14 protein-coding genes are annotated in these 18,453 nt (G+C 59.8%); 9 read left to right on the forward strand and 5 right to left on the reverse strand.

The window, feature by feature from the left end:
* Window positions 1-273 precede the first annotated feature (273 nt).
* The gene (locus AABM55_RS29255) at window positions 274-678 is read left to right on the forward strand and encodes an acyl-CoA thioesterase (protein ID WP_019694314.1); all 405 of its coding nucleotides are present in this window, start codon (window positions 274-276) and stop codon (window positions 676-678) included.
* Between the two features lie 73 nt (window positions 679-751).
* On the forward strand, window positions 752-1,651 hold the full coding sequence (locus tag AABM55_RS29260) for a D-hexose-6-phosphate mutarotase (protein WP_347928414.1): 900 nt from the start codon (window positions 752-754) through the stop codon (window positions 1,649-1,651).
* Between the two features lie 173 nt (window positions 1,652-1,824).
* Here the strand turns inward: AABM55_RS29260 and AABM55_RS29265 are convergent, their stop codons facing one another.
* From AABM55_RS29265 to AABM55_RS29285, 5 genes are all read right to left on the reverse strand, one after another.
* Entirely contained in the window at window positions 1,825-2,361 is a 537-nt protein-coding gene (locus AABM55_RS29265; protein ID WP_216740919.1) for a DUF3299 domain-containing protein, read from the reverse strand.
* An 88-nt stretch (window positions 2,362-2,449) separates the two neighbouring features.
* Window positions 2,450-2,698: a GlsB/YeaQ/YmgE family stress response membrane protein gene (locus AABM55_RS29270; RefSeq protein WP_054594766.1), complete on the reverse strand. Its 249-nt coding sequence runs from the start codon at window positions 2,696-2,698 to the stop codon at window positions 2,450-2,452.
* 106 nt (window positions 2,699-2,804) lie between these two features.
* Window positions 2,805-3,887: a 5-(carboxyamino)imidazole ribonucleotide synthase gene (locus tag AABM55_RS29275; RefSeq protein ID WP_054594767.1), complete on the reverse strand. Its 1,083-nt coding sequence runs from the start codon at window positions 3,885-3,887 to the stop codon at window positions 2,805-2,807.
* An 11-nt stretch (window positions 3,888-3,898) separates the two neighbouring features.
* Window positions 3,899-4,390 carry a 5-(carboxyamino)imidazole ribonucleotide mutase gene (gene purE / locus AABM55_RS29280; RefSeq protein WP_019694319.1) on the reverse strand — a complete coding sequence of 164 codons (492 nt, stop codon included), beginning with the start codon at window positions 4,388-4,390 and terminating at the stop codon, window positions 3,899-3,901.
* Window positions 4,391-4,630: 240 nt separating this feature from the next.
* A complete protein-coding gene (locus AABM55_RS29285) occupies window positions 4,631-5,539 on the reverse strand; it encodes a LysR substrate-binding domain-containing protein (RefSeq protein ID WP_054594768.1) in 909 nt (302 codons plus the stop codon).
* A gap of 180 nt (window positions 5,540-5,719) precedes the next feature.
* On the opposite strand from AABM55_RS29285, the gene AABM55_RS29290 reads away from it, so the two are divergent.
* From AABM55_RS29290 to AABM55_RS29320, 7 genes are all read left to right on the forward strand, one after another.
* On the forward strand, window positions 5,720-7,144 hold the full coding sequence (locus AABM55_RS29290; RefSeq protein ID WP_054594769.1) for an aspartate ammonia-lyase: 1,425 nt from the start codon (window positions 5,720-5,722) through the stop codon (window positions 7,142-7,144).
* 472 nt (window positions 7,145-7,616) lie between these two features.
* Entirely contained in the window at window positions 7,617-9,068 is a 1,452-nt protein-coding gene (locus AABM55_RS29295) for an alanine/glycine:cation symporter family protein (RefSeq protein WP_347928416.1), read from the forward strand.
* Window positions 9,069-9,165: 97 nt separating this feature from the next.
* The gene (locus tag AABM55_RS29300; RefSeq protein WP_347928418.1) at window positions 9,166-10,170 is read left to right on the forward strand and encodes an asparaginase; all 1,005 of its coding nucleotides are present in this window, start codon (window positions 9,166-9,168) and stop codon (window positions 10,168-10,170) included.
* A 165-nt stretch (window positions 10,171-10,335) separates the two neighbouring features.
* Window positions 10,336-11,328: an AraC family transcriptional regulator gene (locus AABM55_RS29305; protein WP_347928419.1), complete on the forward strand. Its 993-nt coding sequence runs from the start codon at window positions 10,336-10,338 to the stop codon at window positions 11,326-11,328.
* Window positions 11,329-11,592: 264 nt separating this feature from the next.
* On the forward strand, window positions 11,593-12,624 hold the full coding sequence (locus tag AABM55_RS29310; protein WP_347928421.1) for a histone deacetylase family protein: 1,032 nt from the start codon (window positions 11,593-11,595) through the stop codon (window positions 12,622-12,624).
* A gap of 12 nt (window positions 12,625-12,636) precedes the next feature.
* The gene (locus tag AABM55_RS29315) at window positions 12,637-13,752 is read left to right on the forward strand and encodes a polyamine ABC transporter substrate-binding protein (RefSeq protein ID WP_347928422.1); all 1,116 of its coding nucleotides are present in this window, start codon (window positions 12,637-12,639) and stop codon (window positions 13,750-13,752) included.
* Between the two features lie 120 nt (window positions 13,753-13,872).
* Entirely contained in the window at window positions 13,873-18,450 is a 4,578-nt protein-coding gene (locus AABM55_RS29320; RefSeq protein WP_347928424.1) for a DUF6543 domain-containing protein, read from the forward strand.
* Window positions 18,451-18,453: the final 3 nt, after the last annotated feature.

Genomic DNA, 18,453 nt, shown 5'->3' on the forward strand with positions numbered 1-18,453 from the left:
CACAGGAAAGCGCGTATTTGGCAGTCAAAATGAGAACCCGATGGTCGTCTCGGAGTCTACCGACCGATATACTCGCAACCGTGCAACACTTTGTAAGGGGTTGCTGTGCGAAAACGTCGTTGGCCTTTGTCAGCCGGTTTCGCAGAGTTTCCCTTTAGCGCGCCTTATGGAAAACGTGACGAACGTAGTATGTTCGGGGCTGAATCGTTTTTCCCAAGACGGCTATTCACCCGCTACATATTCCAAGAGTCACGGCTCAGAGGCACCCTCGGCATGATAGAGCTCGAACAAGAAGATCCTATTCCGCAAGGCGATCTGGCCCTGCAAATCACCGCGCTTCCCCGCGAAACCAACGGCTTTGGCGATATTTTCGGCGGCTGGCTGGTGTCTCAGATGGATTTGGCCGGTACGGCGATGGCCAGCAAGGTCGCGGGCGGACGCGTCGCCACCGTGGCGATCGATCGCATGGCCTTCCTGGTGCCGGTCGCCGTGGGCGCGCAGCTGTCCTTCTATACTCAGGCAACGGAAATCGGCCGCAGCTCGATCAAGATGATGGTCGAGGTCTGGAGCGACGATCCACTCTCCAGCGAATGGCGCAAAGTCACTGAGGCGGTGTTCGTGTTCGTCGCCATCGATGGCAGCGGCCGCACCCGCTCGGTTCCGCCCAGAGCTCGTTAAACCGGGCGAGCGTTAAACCCGGCGGCCGTTTTACGGTCCATTGACGTCATTGATCCTGAACGAGATGTGCAACATGCCGACTCCCAACGTTGAAGCCGTGAAACTGGATGAACTGAACTGCTGGCGCATCCGCCACGGTCAGGCTGAATTGCTGGTGGCCCAGCAAGGCGCGCACATCCTCAGTTATCAACTGGCCGGGCAACCGCCGCTGATCTGGCTCAACGATGAGGCGGTGTTCAAAACCGGCAAAAGCATCCGCGCCGGTGTTCCCGTGTGCTGGCCGTGGTTTGGCAACCTGGACCGCAATCCGCCGAGCGTTCAGGCAATGCGCGTCAGCAACGAACCGCCGACCGCCCACGGTTTAGTGCGAGCGATGGACTGGGAACTGGGCGCCATTGAAGCCGAAGGCGAGAGCCTGAAGGTCGAGTTCGTCCTGCCCTACCTCGAAGGCGGCTTGCCGGGTTGGCCGTATGCGGTGGACCTGAGACTGAGCATTCGCCTGGATGAGCAACTGCATATCAACCTGACCAGCCAAAACCAGGGCAGTACCCCCGTCACCATCAGCCAGGCGCTGCACAGCTATTACGCGGTCAGCGATGTACGCAATGTGCACGTCGAAGGCCTGGACGGGCTGAGCTACATCGAAACCCTGGATAACTGGAAAACCGTGACTCAGACCGGCGATTTGCGTTTTGCCGGGGAAACCGACCGGATCTACCTGAATACACCGGCGCAATTGAGCATCGTCGATCCTGCCTGGGAACGGCGCATCGAGCTGACCAGCAGCGGCTCGCGCTCGGCGGTGATCTGGAACCCGTGGATCGCACGGGCGGCGCAGTTCAGTGACATGGCCGACGACGGCTGGCAGCGCATGCTGTGCATCGAAACGGCGAATGTGATGGATGACATCGTGACCCTGGCGCCGGGGGCGAGTCATACGCTGGGCGTGAGCATCGCCAGCAAAACTCTTTAAGCAACACTGCGATCAACTGTGGCGAGGGAGCTTGCTCCCGCTCGGCCGCGAAGCGGTCGTAAAACCAGGCAATGGGTTCTGCCTGTCAGAACTCGATTGCTGGTGTTGGGACTGCTGCGCAGTCCAGCGGGAGCAAGCTCCCTCGCCACAGGTCTTGTGCAGAACTCCAGACCTTACAAATCCGACTCTTTGACCACTCGCACTTTCGCCGCATCCAGTGCATACGCCGCATCGGCCAGGTCGTTGTTGACCTTCTCGATCTTCAGCGTGCCGGTGACCCACAGCGGTGTGTAGATATCGTCCAGCTTCAAGCCCTTCGGATAGCGCACCAGCACCAACTGGTTAGGCGGCGGTGGCGGCACGTGGATGCAGGCGCCCGGGTACGGCACCAGGAAGAACAGCGTGCTGCGCCCCTTGGCATCGGTTTCCAAAGGCACGGGATACCCGCCGATGCGGATGTTCTTGTCGTTCATCGACGCCACGGTCTTGGTCGAATACATCACCGCCGGCAAGCCCTTGCTCTGCTTCAAGCCACCCTTGTCGGTAAAGGTGCCGTTGGCTTCGGGCGAGTTGTGGTCGATTTCAGGCATGGCCTCAAGGGCTTTTTGATCCGACTTGGGCATCAGTTCGAGCCAGTCGGTTTCCGGCAGTTCGCCGGCATGAGCCAGGCCAGTGCCCAGCAATAAGAGAGTCAGCAGAAGACGGCGCATGAAATGTGCTCGGCAGAGGGGATTCAGTAAATCGTCGAGCATTCTAGCCCTCTCTGCCCGTGCGGCAGAGAGGGCTTTGTCGCTTGAATCAGGTGTTTTTCTTGATCAGACCGTAGATCACCAGCAAGACAATCGCGCCCACCAGTGCACCGATGAAGCCCGCACCTTGGCCAGCCTGATAGATACCCAGCGCCTGGCCGCCGTACGTCGCCGCCAGCGAACCGCCGATGCCAAGCAGAATGGTCATGATCCAGCCCATGTTGTCGTCACCCGGTTTCAGGAAACGAGCCAGCAGGCCAACGATCAATCCGATGAAGATGGTTCCAATAATGTGCATGGCGTTTCCCTCTGAATGATGTGGGTATGCCAAAGCCTAGCCAGACTTTGGCATCCTGCCATCAGAGATCGGCGGCGACCGAAGGTTCCGTCACTGCCAGATGAAACTATTCGGCAATCAGCGCTTCGACCTTGAGGATCTGCTGCGCAAGCGTCTCCCTGTCGGCGCAACGCAGGTTGGCGTGACCGACCTTGCGGCCGACCTTGAACGCCTTGCCGTAGTGGTGCAGATGGCAATCGGCGATGGCGATGACCTTCTCCACCGGCGGTACCACACCGATGAAGTTGAGCATCGCGCTCTCGCCGACCTTGGCGGTCGAACCCAGCGGCAGGCCGGCAACGGCCCGCAGGTGGTTTTCGAACTGGCTGCACTCGGCGCCTTCAGTAGTCCAGTGCCCGGAGTTGTGTACGCGCGGGGCGATTTCGTTGGCCTTGAGGCCACCGTCGACTTCAAAGAACTCGAACGCCATCACGCCGACGTAATCCAGCTGCTTGAGCACGCGGCTGGAGTAATCCTCGGCCAGGGCTTGCAACGGGTGGTCGGTGCTGGCCACGGACAGTTTGAGAATGCCGCTGTCGTGGGTGTTGTGGACCAGCGGGTAGAACTTCGTTTCACCATCGCGAGCACGCACGGCGATCAGCGACACTTCACCGGTGAACGGCACGAAGCCTTCCAGCAAACAGGCCACGCTGCCCAGCTCGGCGAACGTACCGAGCACATCGGCCGGCGTGCGCAGGACTTTCTGGCCTTTGCCGTCGTAACCCAGGGTGCGGGTTTTCAACACGGCGGGCAGGCCGATGGTGGCTACCGCAGCCTCCAGGTCGGCTTGCGAGTGGATATCGGCGAAAGCCGGCGTCGGAATGCCCAGGTCCTTGAACAGGCTCTTTTCGAACCAGCGATCACGGGCAATGCGCAGCGCTTCGGCACTCGGGTAAACCGGAACGAATTGCGACAGGAAGGCCACGGTTTCGGCAGGGACACTTTCGAACTCGAAGGTCACCAGGTCGACTTCATCGGCCAACTGGCGCAGGTGATCCTGATCGCCGTAATCGGCCCGCAGGTGCTCACCCAGCGCAGCTGCGCAGGCATCCGGCGCGGGGTCCAGAAAAGCGAAGTTCATTCCCAGCGGCGTACCTGCCAGGGCCAACATGCGACCCAACTGGCCGCCACCGATTACACCGATCTTCATCGTCAACAACCTCAGGCGATGCGTGGGTCTGGATTGTCCAGGACGCTGTCTGTCTGCTCAGCGCGGAAGGTTTTCAGCACCGCGTGGAATTGCGGGTGCTTGGCGCCCAGGATACTCGCCGAGAGCAGGGCTGCGTTGATCGCGCCGGCCTTGCCGATGGCCAGGGTAGCGACCGGGATGCCCGCAGGCATCTGCACGATCGACAGCAGCGAATCGACGCCCGAAAGCATCGACGACTGCACCGGCACGCCCAGCACCGGCAGGTGGGTCTTGGCCGCACACATGCCAGGCAAGTGGGCCGCGCCGCCGGCACCGGCGATAATCACCTCGATGCCACGGGCCTCGGCCTCTTCGGCATACTGGAACAGCAGGTCCGGGGTGCGGTGGGCAGAGACCACTTTCACCTCGTAAGGGATGCCGAGCTTTTCCAGCATATCGGCGGTGTGGCTAAGGGTGGACCAATCGGACTTGGAGCCCATGATCACGCCAACCAGTGCGCTCATCGTCGTGCCTCTTCTCTCTGGGCGCCCGCAGGCGCGTCAAAAAACAACAAGCCACGCAAATGCGTGGCTTGTTGTACGAATTATGGCCAGACGAACCGGCCGAAGGCCGCGCAGTATACCTCAATGAAGCAGATAAACAGCCCCCCGCGCGACCATCTGTCATACGGCGCAAAGTACCGGTTTTATTGACTTGAAGGTCAATCCAATACAACACGAATCCCACACTGAATCTTCAGCGTCTCAAGGGGTTTGCGCGGCGCTGCCTTCCAGCTTGCGCCACAACAGCCTTACGTTGGCCTTGCGTACCAGCGCGCAGCGGTACAAACGAATCTCCAGCGGTACATGCCATTGCGGGCCACCGCAGACCACCAGCTCACCGCGCGCCAGTTCGGCACGCACGCTGAGCTGCGGCACCCAGGCAATGCCCAGCCCTTCCAGCGCCATGCTTTTCAGGCTGTCGGCCATGGCGGTTTCATAAATGGTGGTGAAACGCAGCGCGCGCTGGCGCAGCAGCATGTTCACCGAACGCCCGAGAAAAGCCCCGGCGCTGTAAGCCAACAGCGGCACGCTGGCCTCGCCTTCGAGGTCAAACAGCGGCTTGCCATCCGCATCGGCCGCACAGACCGGGAGCATTTCGGTGTCGCCCAGGTGCAGTGACGGGAAAATCTCCGGGTCCATTTGCATGGCCGCATCCGGGTCATAAAACGCCAGCATCAGATCGCAGCCGCCTTCGCGCAACGCGTGCACGGCGTCGCCGACGTTGGTCGCCACCAGCCGCGTCGCAATGTTCAGGCCTTCATTGCGCAATTGCGCGATCCAGCGCGGAAAGAAACCCAGGGCCAGGGAGTGAGCGGCAGCGACTTGCATCACTTCGCCCTGCCCGCCTTCGAGGTGATGCAAATGCCGCAGCACTTCGCCGAGTTGCTCGACCACCGTACGCGCCGTGACCAGAAACAACTGCCCCGCCGCCGTCAGTTCGATGGGCGTGCGCGAGCGATTGACCAGGGTCAGCCCCAGCGCGGCTTCGAGGCTGCGGATCCGCCGACTGAATGCCGGCTGAGTCACAAAGCGCCGTTCGGCGGCCTGCGAAAAGCTGCGGGTGGCGGCCAGGGCACTAAAGTCCTCGAGCCATTTGCTTTCCAGATTCATCACGCCCTCCCGGACACGCACCAATTTAGGTCACACGCTTGCCGTATACACGGCGTCACACGGGTATTATGCCGAATGTGCATAGGGCAGTGCTTAACAGCATTGGCCCAAAATTTTCCACAAGCCTAGCATTCGCAGCGTTCCGGCATAGACCGGGTCCATATCGAGATGATTTCTATCATGTCCTCCGCTGCATCTTTCCGCACAGAAAAAGACCTGCTTGGCGTACTCGAAGTACCAGCTCAAGCGTATTACGGCATCCAGACCCTGCGAGCGGTGAACAACTTCCGTCTCTCCGGCGTTCCGATTTCGCATTACCCGAAACTGGTTGTGGGTCTGGCAATGGTCAAGCAGGCTGCTGCTGACGCCAACCGCGAGCTGGGTCACCTGAGCGACGTCAAGCACGCTGCCATCAGCGAAGCGTGTGCCCGTCTGATCCGCGGCGATTTCCACGAAGAGTTCGTGGTGGACATGATTCAAGGCGGCGCTGGCACTTCAACCAACATGAATGCCAACGAAGTCATCGCCAACATCGCGCTGGAGGCTATGGGCCACAGCAAGGGCGAATACCAATACCTGCACCCGAACAACGACGTGAACATGGCCCAGTCGACCAACGACGCCTACCCGACGGCCATCCGTCTGGGTCTGCTGTTGGGTCACGACGCCCTGCTCGCCAGCCTCGACAGCCTGATCCAGTCGTTCGCTGCCAAAGGTGAAGAATTCAGCCACGTTCTGAAGATGGGTCGTACCCAGCTGCAAGACGCCGTGCCGATGACCCTTGGCCAGGAATTCCGCGCCTTCGCCACCACCCTGAGCGAAGACCTGGCACGCCTGAAGACACTGGCACCGGAACTGCTGACCGAAGTGAACCTGGGCGGCACCGCGATTGGTACCGGCATCAACGCCGACCCGCGTTACCAGCACCTGGCTGTTCAGCGCCTGGCACTGATCAGCGGTCAACCGCTGGTACCGGCCGCCGACCTGATCGAAGCGACTTCCGACATGGGCGCCTTCGTGCTGTTCTCCGGCATGCTCAAGCGCACCGCGGTCAAGCTGTCGAAGATCTGCAACGACTTGCGCCTGCTGTCCAGCGGCCCACGCACCGGCATCAACGAAATCAACCTGCCAGCGCGTCAGCCGGGCAGCTCGATCATGCCAGGCAAGGTCAACCCGGTTATTCCTGAAGCCGTTAACCAGGTGGCCTTCCAGATCATCGGTAACGACCTGGCACTGACCATCGCGGCCGAAGGCGGCCAGTTGCAACTGAACGTGATGGAGCCGTTGATCGCCTTCAAGATCTTCGACTCGATCCGCCTGCTGCAACGCGCCATGGACATGCTGCGCGAGCACTGCATCGTCGGCATCACTGCCAACGAAGCCCGCTGCCGTGAACTGGTCGAACACTCGATCGGTCTGGTCACCGCGCTGAACCCGTACATCGGCTATGAAAACGCCACCCGCATCGCCCGTATCGCCCTTGAAAGCGGCCGCGGCGTGCTGGAACTGGTGCGAGAAGAAGGCTTGCTGGATGAGGCCATGCTCGCCGACATCCTGCGCCCGGAAAACATGATTGCTCCGCGTCTGGTACCACTGAAAGCCTAACGCTGTAGTTACTGCTCACCAGGTCGAGGGACTAGACACCTCTCACCTTTTGAGGGCCTGGAGTTCATTCTCCAGGCCCTTTTTTTTAAATCTTTTGCGGATTTTCCAAACATGTCGTGTGTTTTCAATACCGCCAAGATCGCAGCCTTCGGCAGCTCCTACACAGGGATCAACGTACACCCGTAGGAGCTGTCGAAGGCTGCGATTTTTTGATCTTGCAGCCCCTTGTTTTATCGTTCGCACCACAACCGTGCAGACGGACGCCGCACTGATAGGTATAGTGCCGCCCCTCTTCGCGTGAGCGGTCGTCGGTAACGAGACCCAAACCCATGCGAAACCCGAACTAATAACAAACCCGCGATATGGATCCAGGACGAACATCGCCCCATCCGTTGTGCCGTGCACAGACCGGTGTAACGCAATGTTTCGACCACCCACAATCGCCTACACAAAAAACAGCGAGGAATACTCCATGCTCGAAGTCATCAACGACTTCCTCTCAGGGAAAGTACTGATCGTGCTCATTGTCGGGCTCGGTAGCTACTTCACGATCCGCTCGCGTTTCGTCCAATTGCGTCACTTCCTACACATGTTCTCGGTCTTCAAAGAGAGCCTGCGTAGCAGCAGCGAGCAACTCAGCTCGTTCCAGGCCCTGATGCTCAGCCTCGCCGGCCGCGTCGGCGCAGGCAATATCGCGGGTGTCGGCATCGCCGTGACCCTCGGTGGCCCAGGCGCAGTGTTCTGGATGTGGGTGACCGCACTGGTCGGCATGTCCAGCAGCTTCTTCGAATGCTCCCTCGGCCAGCTCTATAAGCGCTGCGACTCCGAAGGTCAGTACCGCGGCGGCCCGTCCTACTACATCCAGCACGGCCTGCAGAAGCGCTGGTTGGGCATGATCATGGCATTCCTGTTGCTGGTGACCTTCGGGTTCGCCTTCAACGGCCTGCAATCCCATGCCGTGACCCACTCGCTCAATAACGCCTTCGGCCTGAACACCACCTACACCGGCCTGGGCCTGGCGGTGCTGTTAGGCCTGGTGTTTATCGGCGGGATCAAGCGGATCGCCAAAGTGGCCGACCTGCTGGTACCGGTGAAGACCCTGGTCTACATCGGCGTGACCATCTACGTGATCGTGCTGCAATTCGACCATGTGCCGGGCATGCTGATGACCATCGTCAAGAGCGCATTCGGTCTGGACCAGGCCTTCGGCGGCCTGATCGGCAGCGCCATCGTCATGGGCGTGAAGCGCGGCGTGTTCGCCAACGAAGCCGGCCTGGGCAGTGCGCCTAACGTCGCAGCCGTGGCGTCGGTCGAGCACCCGGTCGCACAAGGCGTGGTTCAGGCGTTCAGCGTGTTCCTCGACACCTTCGTGATCTGCACCTGCACTGCATTGCTGATCTTGCTGTCGGGCTTCTACACACCAGGCTTCGAAGGCGACGGCATTGCCCTGACCCAGAACTCCCTGGCCGCCGTAGTCGGTGATTGGGGCCGGATGTTCATCAGCGTCGCGCTGGCGTTGTTCGTGTTCACCTCGATCCTCTACAACTACTACCTGGGCGAGAGCAACCTGCGCTTCCTGGTCGGTGAAAACCGCAAGGTGCTGATCGGCTACCGCGCCTTGGTACTGGCGTTGATCTTCTGGGGTGCGATCGAAAACCTGAGCACCGTGTTCGCCTTCGCCGACATCACCATGACAATGCTCGCGTTCGTGAACCTGATCGCCTTGTTCCTGCTGTTCAACGTTGGCATGCGCATCCTGAATGACTACGACGCTCAACGCCGCGCCGGGATCAAGACGCCAGTGTTCGACTCCAGCAAATTCCCGGACCTGGACCTGGACCTCAAAGCCTGGCCAGCCAACCCGCCAGCCGCCGCTCCAAAGGCCGAAGCCGAGCCGCAAGGCGTGACCGCAGCGCAACGCTGATCGGTTAAAACCGGGCGCATCCCCTGCGCCCGACGTGACACAGCGTGCGACCGGCGTCATGCTCGGTCGTACGCTGTCATCGTTCAGGAGACCCCACATGATTCCCGCAACTTATCCTGCTGCGCAGCACGTCATGGTGCTCTACACCGGTGGCACCATTGGCATGCAAGCCAGCGCCAACGGCCTGGCCCCGGCGTCCGGTTTCGAAGCCCGGATGCGCGACTACCTGCACAGCCAGCCCGATCTGGTGGTGCCAAACTGGCGCTTTCGCGAGATGACCCCGCTGATCGACAGCGCCAACATGACCCCGGCCTACTGGCAGCGCCTGCGCGATGCGGTCATCGAAGCGGTCGACGTCGACGGCTGCGACAGCGTGCTGATCCTGCACGGCACCGACACCCTGGCCTACAGCGCCGCCGCCATGAGTTTCCAATTGCTCGGCCTGCACGCACGGGTGCTGTTTACCGGTTCCATGCTGCCGGCCGGCGTGCCTGACAGCGATGCCTGGGAAAACCTCGGCGGTGCGCTTGTCTCCCTCGGCCAAGGCCTGGCACCGGGCGTGCAGCTGTACTTCCACGGCGAGCTGCTGGACCCGACCCGTTGCGCGAAGATTCGCAGCTTCGGTCGGCACCCGTTTGCTCGCCTGCAACGCCAGGGCGGCGGCGTCAAAGCACCTGCCCTGCCGACAGCGCTTGAGTACCGTCAGAGCAAGCAACTGGCCAAGGTCGGCGTGCTGCCACTGTTTCCCGGAATCGGCGCGGAACAGCTCGATGGCGTGCTGAACAGCGGCGTCCAGGGTCTGGTGCTGGAATGCTTCGGCAGCGGCACCGGGCCGAGTGATAACCCCGAGTTTCTCGCCAGCCTTGCGCGCGCGCGGGATCAGGGGGTCGTGGTGGTCGCGATCACCCAGTGCCATGAAGGCGGGGTTGAGCTGGATGTCTACGAGGCCGGCAGTCGCTTGCGTGGCGTGGGCGTGTTGTCCGGCGGCGGCATGACCCGTGAAGCCGCGTTTGGCAAATTGCATGCGCTGTTGGGTGCAGATCTGGACACGGCAGAGGTTCGACGGCTTGTAGAGCTCGACCTTTGCGGCGAACTTAGCTGACACCACACAGATCCTGTGGGAGCAAGGCTTGCCCGCGATGAACGATGACGCTGTGTGTCTGGTAGACCTCGTCGTCCCTATCGCGGGCAAGCCTTGCTCCTACAGGTTGATGACACCCGGCATACAACTTGCTCGCTTCCAGCCACCCAAAGGCTGGAATCGCCCATGCTCCACTCCCACCTCACCACCCTCAACGCCGTTTCCCTGGTGCTCAATGCCTTCAAGGCCGATGGGCTTTCAAGTGAGGCGCTGCTGGCCGGCAGCGGCATCAGCGCCGCGGATCTGAGCCGCGCCGACACGCGAATCACCACCAATCAGGAAATGCAGGTCTGCGCCAACGCGGTCGCGCTCAAGCGTGACATCGGCCTGGAACTGGGCCGGCGGATGCACGTTTCGTCCTACGGCATTCTCGGTTATGCCCTGCTCACCAGTGCCACCTTCGGTGACGCCTTGCGCCTGGCGCTGCGCTATCCGGCGCTGTTGGGAACACTTTTCGAGCTAAGCCTTGAGGACGATGGCGAGCGCATCTGGTTCGCCGCCGCCGATTACCGGGAAAGTCCGGCGCTGGCAGTGTTCAACGCCGAGTTCTGCCTGGTCTCGCTGAAAGTCATCTGCGACGACCTGCTCGGCCATCCACTGCCGCTGCTGGGTGCCCGTTTCGAACATTCGGCACCGGATTATCGGGCCAGCTACGCGACGCACTTTGATTGCCCCCTGCGCTTTGACGGCACCGATAACGCCTTCGCTTTCGACAAACACTGGCTGGACCAGCCCTTGCCTCTGGCCGACAGCATCACCCATCAGGCCATGGCCGAACGCTGTCGCAAGCAGAACACCGAATTCACCGGACGCCAGGCGTGGCTGGGGCGGATCCGCCAACTGCTCACCGCCCAACTCGACGCCGCGCCAGGCCTGGAAGGCCTGGCCGAACAGATGAACTGCTCGGCGCGGACTCTGCGTCGGCACCTGAAGGATCTGGGGTGCAGCTATCAGGAATTGCTCGACGAACTGCGCTTTGAGCGCGCCAAGCAGATGCTTTACGAAGATCAGCTGCCGATCTATCGCATCGCCGAGGCGCTGGGCTTCAGCGAAACCGCGAGTTTCCGCCATGCGTTTGTGCGCTGGAGCGGCGTGGCGCCGAGCCAGTTCAGGCCTTGACGCTCTCCTGTGGCGAGGGAGCTTGCTCCCGCTGGTCTGCGCAGCAGACCCGAACTGAACACTGCGTTCTCCATATCAATAACGGTTGCCGGTTTTACGACTGCTGTGCAGCCGAGCGGGAGCAAGCTCCCTCGCCACAAAGGGGCGAATTTCGGTCAGATCTTTTGGCCATATTGATCCCCTTTTGGCCTTTCCTGCCGTTCTCTGAATCGCCGCACGCCGCAAGACTGTGTTCAACCGAATCAGCCTGCGGAGAACAAGAAAATGCTGACGATCTACTCGGACGATCACCACCTGCACCACGGACGCTGCGAATTGATGGACGGGCAATTGATGCCCTGCTTCGAAATGCCCTCGCGAGCCGACCACGTTCTGGCACGCGTTCAATCCCGCAGCCTGGGGCCGGTGCAAGCGCCGCAGGATTTTGGTCTGGGGCCGATCCAGCGCATCCACAGCGACGACTACCTGACGTTCTTCAAAGGCGCATGGCAGCGCTGGACCGAGTTTGAACGCGACGGCGATTTGCTGCCGTACACCTGGCCGGCACGCACCCTGCGCACGGTCATCCCGAAAAGCCTGCACGGCCAACTCGGTTATTACAGCTTCGACGGCGGCGCACCGATCACCGCCGGCACCTGGCAAGCAGCGTATAGCGCGGCGCAAGTCGCGCTGACCGCCCAGGCCGCGATCCAACGCGGTGCGCGCAGTGCGTTTGCCCTGTGCCGTCCACCGGGGCATCACGCCGCCAGCGACTTGATGGGCGGTTATTGCTACCTCAACAACGCCGCCATCGCTGCCCAGGCATTCCTCGATCAAGGCAACAAGAAAGTCGCGATCCTCGACGTCGACTACCACCACGGCAACGGCACCCAATCGATTTTCTATCAGCGCAGCGATGTGCTGTTCACCTCGATCCACGGCCACCCGGAAGCTGAATTTCCATTCTTCCTCGGTTACGAAGACGAACGCGGCGAAGGCGCAGGAGAAGGTTTCAACTTCAACTACCCGCTGCCCGCAGGTTCCGGCTGGGACACCTGGAGCGCGGCGCTGGAGCAGGCCTGCAAAGAGATCGAACGCTACGGCGCCGACATTGTGGTCGTGTCCCTCGGGGTCGACACCTTCAAGGACGATCCGATCTCCCAGTTCAAGCTCGACAGCCCGGATTACCTGGCGATGGGCGAACGCATCGGCGCCCTCGGCAAGCCGACCCTGTTCGTGATGGAAGGCGGCTACGCGGTGGAAGAAATCGGCATCAATGCCGTGAACGTTCTCGAAGGTTTCAAAAGCGCCCAATGAGGAATTAGAACAATGAACCGACTCAAGCGTTTGATCGTCCCAGCACTCTTCACCACAGTGGCGAGCGCCACGCTCCTCAGCGGCGCCGTACACGCCGAAGAGCGCACCTTGCGGGTCTACAACTGGTTCGACTACATCACCCCCAAGGCACTGGAAGACTTCAAGGCCGAGAACACCAAGGTCAAACTGGTCTACGACATTTTCGATACCAACGAAGCGCTGGAAGCCAAACTGCTCACCGGCAACTCCGGTTACGACGTGGTGGTGCCGTCCAACGTGTTCCTCGCCAAGCAGATCGAAGCCGGGGTATTCCAGCCGCTGGACCGCAGCAAACTACCGAACTGGAACCACCTCGATCCCAAGCTGATGAAGCTGATCGAAGCCAACGACCCAGGCAACAAATTCGCCGTGCCATACATGTACGGCACCATCCTGATCGGCTTCAACCCGGACAAGGTCAAGGCCGCGCTGGGCACCAACGCACCAGTGGACAGCTGGGACCTGATCTTCAAGGAAGAGAACATCAGCAAACTCAAGCAGTGCGGCGTGGCCCTGCTCGACTCGCCGTCGGAGATCCTGCCGCTGGCCCTGCAGCACCTGGGTCTGGACCCGAACAGCAAAAAGCCGGATGACTACGTCAAGGCTGAAGCATTGCTGATGAAGATTCGCCCGTATATCACCTATTTCCACTCATCCAAGTACATGGCCGACATCGCCAACGGTGATATCTGTGTCGCCGTCGGTTACTCCGGCAGCTTCTCCCAGGCCGCCAACCGCGCCAAGGAAGCCAAGAACGGAGTGATCGTCGATATGCGCCTGCCGAAAGAAGGCGCGCCGATCTGGTTCGACATGCTAGCGATCCCGAAAGGGGCGAAAGATCCGGAAGACGCCTACACCTTCATGAACTACCTGTTGCAACCGAAAGTCATCGCGCCGGTCAGCGACTTTGTCGGCTATCCGAACCCGAACAAGGACGCCACGGAAATGGTCGACCCGGCGATCCGCAGCAACCCGAATCTGTACCCGACCGAAGCGGCCATGAGCACGCTCTACACCCTGCAACCGCTGCCGCGCGACGCGGAACGGGCGCGGACCCGGGCCTGGACCAAGATCAAGTCCGGTACCTGAAACGCTCACGCCGCTGAAACCGAAGACCCGCCTGTGTGCGGGTCATTTTTTTGCCAGCACATAATTAGTTACCACCCTGCATTGCCCACTGCCCACTACCTTCGGTGCCATGACCAGGACTTGTCTTTGCGTCCTGGAAACCACACGAAGGAAGCGAACATGACTGATAACGTTCCTCTAGAGACATCCGGCGACACCACGCGCCTTGTAGAGAAAAGCGATCTGGTCACCCTGACCAGCCACGGCCCAACCCTCAACCAGATTGCTTCGAACCTGATGACTCAGGCGCTGAAAGAGCTTTATCCGGACCTGGACATTAACCCGGACCACGCAATGATCGCAACACCACATTGGCTCCAGGTTGATAACCGGATCGAGGCCGGCCCCTTTCGATTCGAATCACTGACGCATGCACTGATCCGCCATAGCTTTAACACGACAAAGGCCAATTACATCGAAGGCGAACACTTTCTCACCCTGGAGCGACATGCCAAAGATCCGATTCATCTCGCCGTCAGCATCGAGGAAGTCGCCGGCGTGCTCAATGACTCAGCACCGTTATTGTTTGTCGAATTCCAGGCGCGGCAGTTGGATTTCTGGAACCAGAAGGGACACAGGATCGCGCGCTGGCAGGAACTCTCCGACACACTGCGCAAGGCGCTGAACGTACGACAGGTCAACGGTTGGAATGCCGATGAATGCGCCATGGCGCGGGAGATTTCCATGGCTCCCGACAAAGCCCTGCGCAGCCCCGTGAACAGCGACTTTTCAGCGATCCAGGCGTGCCTGATCGACATAGATACCATCGAGAATGAGGTTGCCAGCCACCTCCTGGTCGGTGGTGCTCTGGTGCTCAAGGCAACGTATCGCAAGCGCGAACTGATCGTGATGTACACCATCGAGCGCGCTTACGAGTCTTTCGACTCAATGGAACAACTGGGTAATTCGCTTCCAGCACGCCTGGAAGACCAACTGGCAGGGCGCGACCTGAAATGGCGGCTTTACGAGCCCGACGGGAATATCTTCGATCACATGGCCTGGGCACTGGTGTCGTCGCAGCTCGATGCCATCGATGCACTCCGATTCCTGGAGGCGCCAACAACCGATGTGCTTGCTTCCGAGGTCGAGATCGACACCACGGAACACGTACGGATCGAGCAATTGGCTGCGGCGATTCCCGACTGGCTGCGCAACGCATCGTTCAGCGATATACAAGACTACAGTCGTTACGTCACGGCGCTGGGAAAGGTGTATCGCCAGCCCGACTACAAGGCTGCCAAAGACGAGATCCCGTCTATCACCTCATACGCCCAGCGCCTGATGAGCGAAGCGATCATCGCCGACCCTCACGCCGTCGGTGCGGCGGACCTGGTGCTGGATGAGTTGCGGATCAAGATCACCGATAGTTTCACCGTCGACGATCTCACTCTCCCCGATCCCCGCAACCAGCACACCGAAACGCTCGCCGACTTCGCCCTGGAGAACGAAGCGCCTTACCTGGCGAGCATCTTCTTCAAAAATGCCCGGCAGGTTCCGGATTGGCTGACGCCAGAATTCCTCACAACGTTGTCGGCTCGAGTCAATATCGGTGAGGTCTATCCCGCACTGATCAAGCGCAAGCTGATTGATGACCTGGTTGAATCCCGACGCCAGGAAAATTTCTATATCGACCAGCTGCGTTTGCTATTGCCGCTCATGGCACTGGAAAGCAAGGTCAGGCAAGAAGCGGGCATTGATGAACACGGCTATCGATACATCCGTGAGCTGCTCAACCCCGACACGGAGACAGCGCAACCGATCGCTATCTACCCCCTCTCGATGACCCCGCAACATCGCTTGATCAGCACCAGCGACACGGTTGCCAACATGTACATCATCAGCCCTCGAAGCGCCGAGAGCGGCGCTTGCCTGCTTTATCGTCCGATGCTGGACCCACCACTGATGCAGTTCCCCTCCCGGCAAAACTTGCTGTATGCCTTGCACCAACCCGGTGAACTCCGAGATTCGGTGCTGGCATGGCTACCCGACAAGGCCCTGAGCTTTGAATACGCTCAATATGTTTTCCCTGTAGGTCTGCCGTCCCCCTGGTTGGTGGCCGAACAGGTTGTCGATCCATTGCTGAGGGTGGACAGGTTCGGACACGTGATATTCAAATACGAGGAGATAACCGGCAACATTCTTTCGACACTGTTCAAAAACAACGCACAGACGATCGTCGATTTGGCTGACCGTCAGTCGCAATCAAATGCCGAACGGCGCTGGCGCTTGTTGAAAGACAGCAGCTGGGCGCTGTTCAGCGTCACCTCAAACTTCCTCAGTGGTGCAGTCGGAACCGCTGTCTGGGTCTGGCAGACCATCAACGAAATCCAGCAGGCACTCGATGCCCGAGATCAGGGTGACAGCTTCATCGAATGGACTTCCGTAGCGGATATTCTGCTGGCACTCGGGATCATCCTCAGCCATCATGCCGTGATGCGGCGCAAAACGGCATCGGGCAAACTGCAACCTGCACTGCCGATAGAGGAGCAGATAAAACCACCTACCGCGCCGCTCACCATTGCATTGGACCCCACCCCGCTTGTCGCTGAACTGCCACAGAGCCATCGCTCCTCGGTTGAGGTCGCGGGATCCGTGCCGCGCCGCACCATTTCGACGCTGGGCACCTACCTGGACACCCTCAAAGTCTCCGCGCCAAACCTTGCCGACACAGAACTGACCACGGTCAATGAAGCACCTCCCCACCTCTACCAGCTCAACGACAAGATCTATGCACAGGTCGGCGAACGCTGGTTCAACGTCATGCTGGACGCCGACGCTCAGGTCATTCTCATCGACCCCAAAGACGTCACGCGAACCGGCCCCCTGCTAGTCCATAACCAGCAAGGTCAATGGTTCGTGGACACCCGACTGCGCTTGCGCGGCGGCGGCCCGAAAAATCGCCTCAAAAGCATGAAAGCGGCCAAAGAGCAGCGTAAACATGAACTGGAAAACGCACTGGACTCATTCAAGGCCCAGGAACCTGCGAAGGCAAGGGAGCTGGCAAGAGCGCAAACAGATTTGCTGACAGCCAACGGCGATGCCTACGACCGAATGCTCGGGGTTTACGCGGAAAAACTGGAAGTCTTGATCAATAGTTATGAGCAAGCACTCGAGCAACTGCGAGAGTGGCGCACGCTCGGCGGAACAACAGGCTATACCTACGACTTGCTACGCCTGAGCACTGAGTTGCAGAAGCATCTTTCGCTCTGGTTTACCGCAAAAAAACACCAGTATATCCAAGCCACCAGCGCATTTACGCAAGCCCCCCAGCCGGACACAGCGATCACACGGCAAACCTACATTGACAACATCCAGCGGGCGACAGACCTGAGCCACGCAATGGTCGAGAAACTTGAACTCTCGCAAACGGCACTTCAAGGAATGCATGCGGCGGGAAGGCCGGGCATAGCTGAAGCCATAAAAATCAGCAAGCTGCTGCCTTCATTCTCGGCACTGGAGCTCAAGGCAAACGAGATAGGCATGGCGCAAGAGCTGTGTATGCAAGAGCAGGCCAGCCCGACAATGTCCCAGGCCCGTAGCGCCGTCGGCAGCATTATCGTGAGCGCCGCCGAGGCCGCTCATCGGGTTGCGGACCTGATGAACATTGCAGGCGGTAACGCTGCCCCACAAGAACGTATTGAAGACTTCGGCGGACTTGTCGATACCTTTGCCGACACCGATCAAAGAATCCGGGAGTTACCAGACACCTACCCTCACCTGTTCAAACAGCCTCAACTCGATCATCTGCGAAAACTGATCGAAGAGTTTTCACGACTGGCACACACCCAACTGCATACGTTGCTGCCCGAAAGTGAAGTGTTGATAACGCAGGGCTCAACAGAACCCGCACGTCCCGGCCCATCACGCCTGCCGGTAAAAGTTAGCAAGACCCGCCCTCGCGATCCCGGTAATAGCGAAGTCACCAAAGCCAAGGAAGCTCCACTCAAGGCAGTCATGCCAGGTGTCAGCGTGCAGCCAACGCCGGTGCTGAGCGATACCGACATCATCGAGGCCGGTCTTGAGCAGAGCCTGGATGTTCAGCCATTTATCGAGCGCACCCGCAAAGACGCTTTGCGACCGCGACGCATCCCCGCCGACATGCAGGATCTGTTCGATCAGTACGCACTCAAACTGGAACAAAACGCCACGAGCGTTGATCTGGCCATGATCAGGAGCAAAAACGCCGAAGGTATCCTTCCGCCAGTGGCCACCCTGAGCCTGGAACTGCGTCAGGCGGCAATCAAGGTAAGAGAAGCGGGCATCAGCACCCGAGCGGGCCTGTACAAAGAGCGCAAGCCCACGCAAAGCAGCTTCAAATGGATGCACGAAAACGAGCAGGTTCGAATCACCCGAAACGAACAAGGCCGAATCCAGACCAAACAGCTCGGGGACTACTTTCAGGAGTACCGGATTATGGATAAGGCGAACAATGATCAGGCGTTGTGGGTGGCGCATTTCCACTACGAAACCCTCAGGAGTCCAGCAGACACACCCGCTACTGCTCACCTGAAAGTCGCGGACAAATACCTGGAGACGCTCCCCCCTGAACAGCGGCGACTGTTGACCTCCGTCGAACCCATTGATGGTGTGCTACGGAAAATAGTCGACCCGAGCCTGCGCAAACTGTTTCTGGATCTGGAACCCCAGGCAACGCCATGAAGG

This window comes from Pseudomonas helvetica (assembly GCF_039908645.1).
Taxonomy (GTDB): Bacteria; Pseudomonadota; Gammaproteobacteria; order Pseudomonadales; family Pseudomonadaceae; genus Aquipseudomonas; species Aquipseudomonas helvetica.

Bases quoted from the DNA above. Each gene is read 5' to 3' on its own strand.
- AABM55_RS29265 (WP_216740919.1), bottom strand. From the start codon at position 2,361: ATGCGCCGTCTTCTGCTGACTCTCTTATTGCTGGGCACTGGCCTGGCT.
- AABM55_RS29295 (WP_347928416.1), top strand. From the start codon at position 7,617: ATGCTCGAAGTCATCAACGACTTCCTCTCAGGGAAAGTACTGATCGTG.
- AABM55_RS29300 (WP_347928418.1), top strand. From the start codon at position 9,166: ATGATTCCCGCAACTTATCCTGCTGCGCAGCACGTCATGGTGCTCTAC.
- AABM55_RS29285 (WP_054594768.1), bottom strand. From the start codon at position 5,539: ATGAATCTGGAAAGCAAATGGCTCGAGGACTTTAGTGCCCTGGCCGCC.
- AABM55_RS29305 (WP_347928419.1), top strand. From the start codon at position 10,336: ATGCTCCACTCCCACCTCACCACCCTCAACGCCGTTTCCCTGGTGCTC.
- purE (WP_019694319.1), bottom strand. From the start codon at position 4,390: ATGAGCGCACTGGTTGGCGTGATCATGGGCTCCAAGTCCGATTGGTCC.
- AABM55_RS29275 (WP_054594767.1), bottom strand. From the start codon at position 3,887: ATGAAGATCGGTGTAATCGGTGGCGGCCAGTTGGGTCGCATGTTGGCC.
- AABM55_RS29290 (WP_054594769.1), top strand. From the start codon at position 5,720: ATGTCCTCCGCTGCATCTTTCCGCACAGAAAAAGACCTGCTTGGCGTA.
- AABM55_RS29260 (WP_347928414.1), top strand. From the start codon at position 752: ATGCCGACTCCCAACGTTGAAGCCGTGAAACTGGATGAACTGAACTGC.
- AABM55_RS29255 (WP_019694314.1), top strand. From the start codon at position 274: ATGATAGAGCTCGAACAAGAAGATCCTATTCCGCAAGGCGATCTGGCC.
- AABM55_RS29310 (WP_347928421.1), top strand. From the start codon at position 11,593: ATGCTGACGATCTACTCGGACGATCACCACCTGCACCACGGACGCTGC.
- AABM55_RS29315 (WP_347928422.1), top strand. From the start codon at position 12,637: ATGAACCGACTCAAGCGTTTGATCGTCCCAGCACTCTTCACCACAGTG.
- AABM55_RS29270 (WP_054594766.1), bottom strand. From the start codon at position 2,698: ATGCACATTATTGGAACCATCTTCATCGGATTGATCGTTGGCCTGCTG.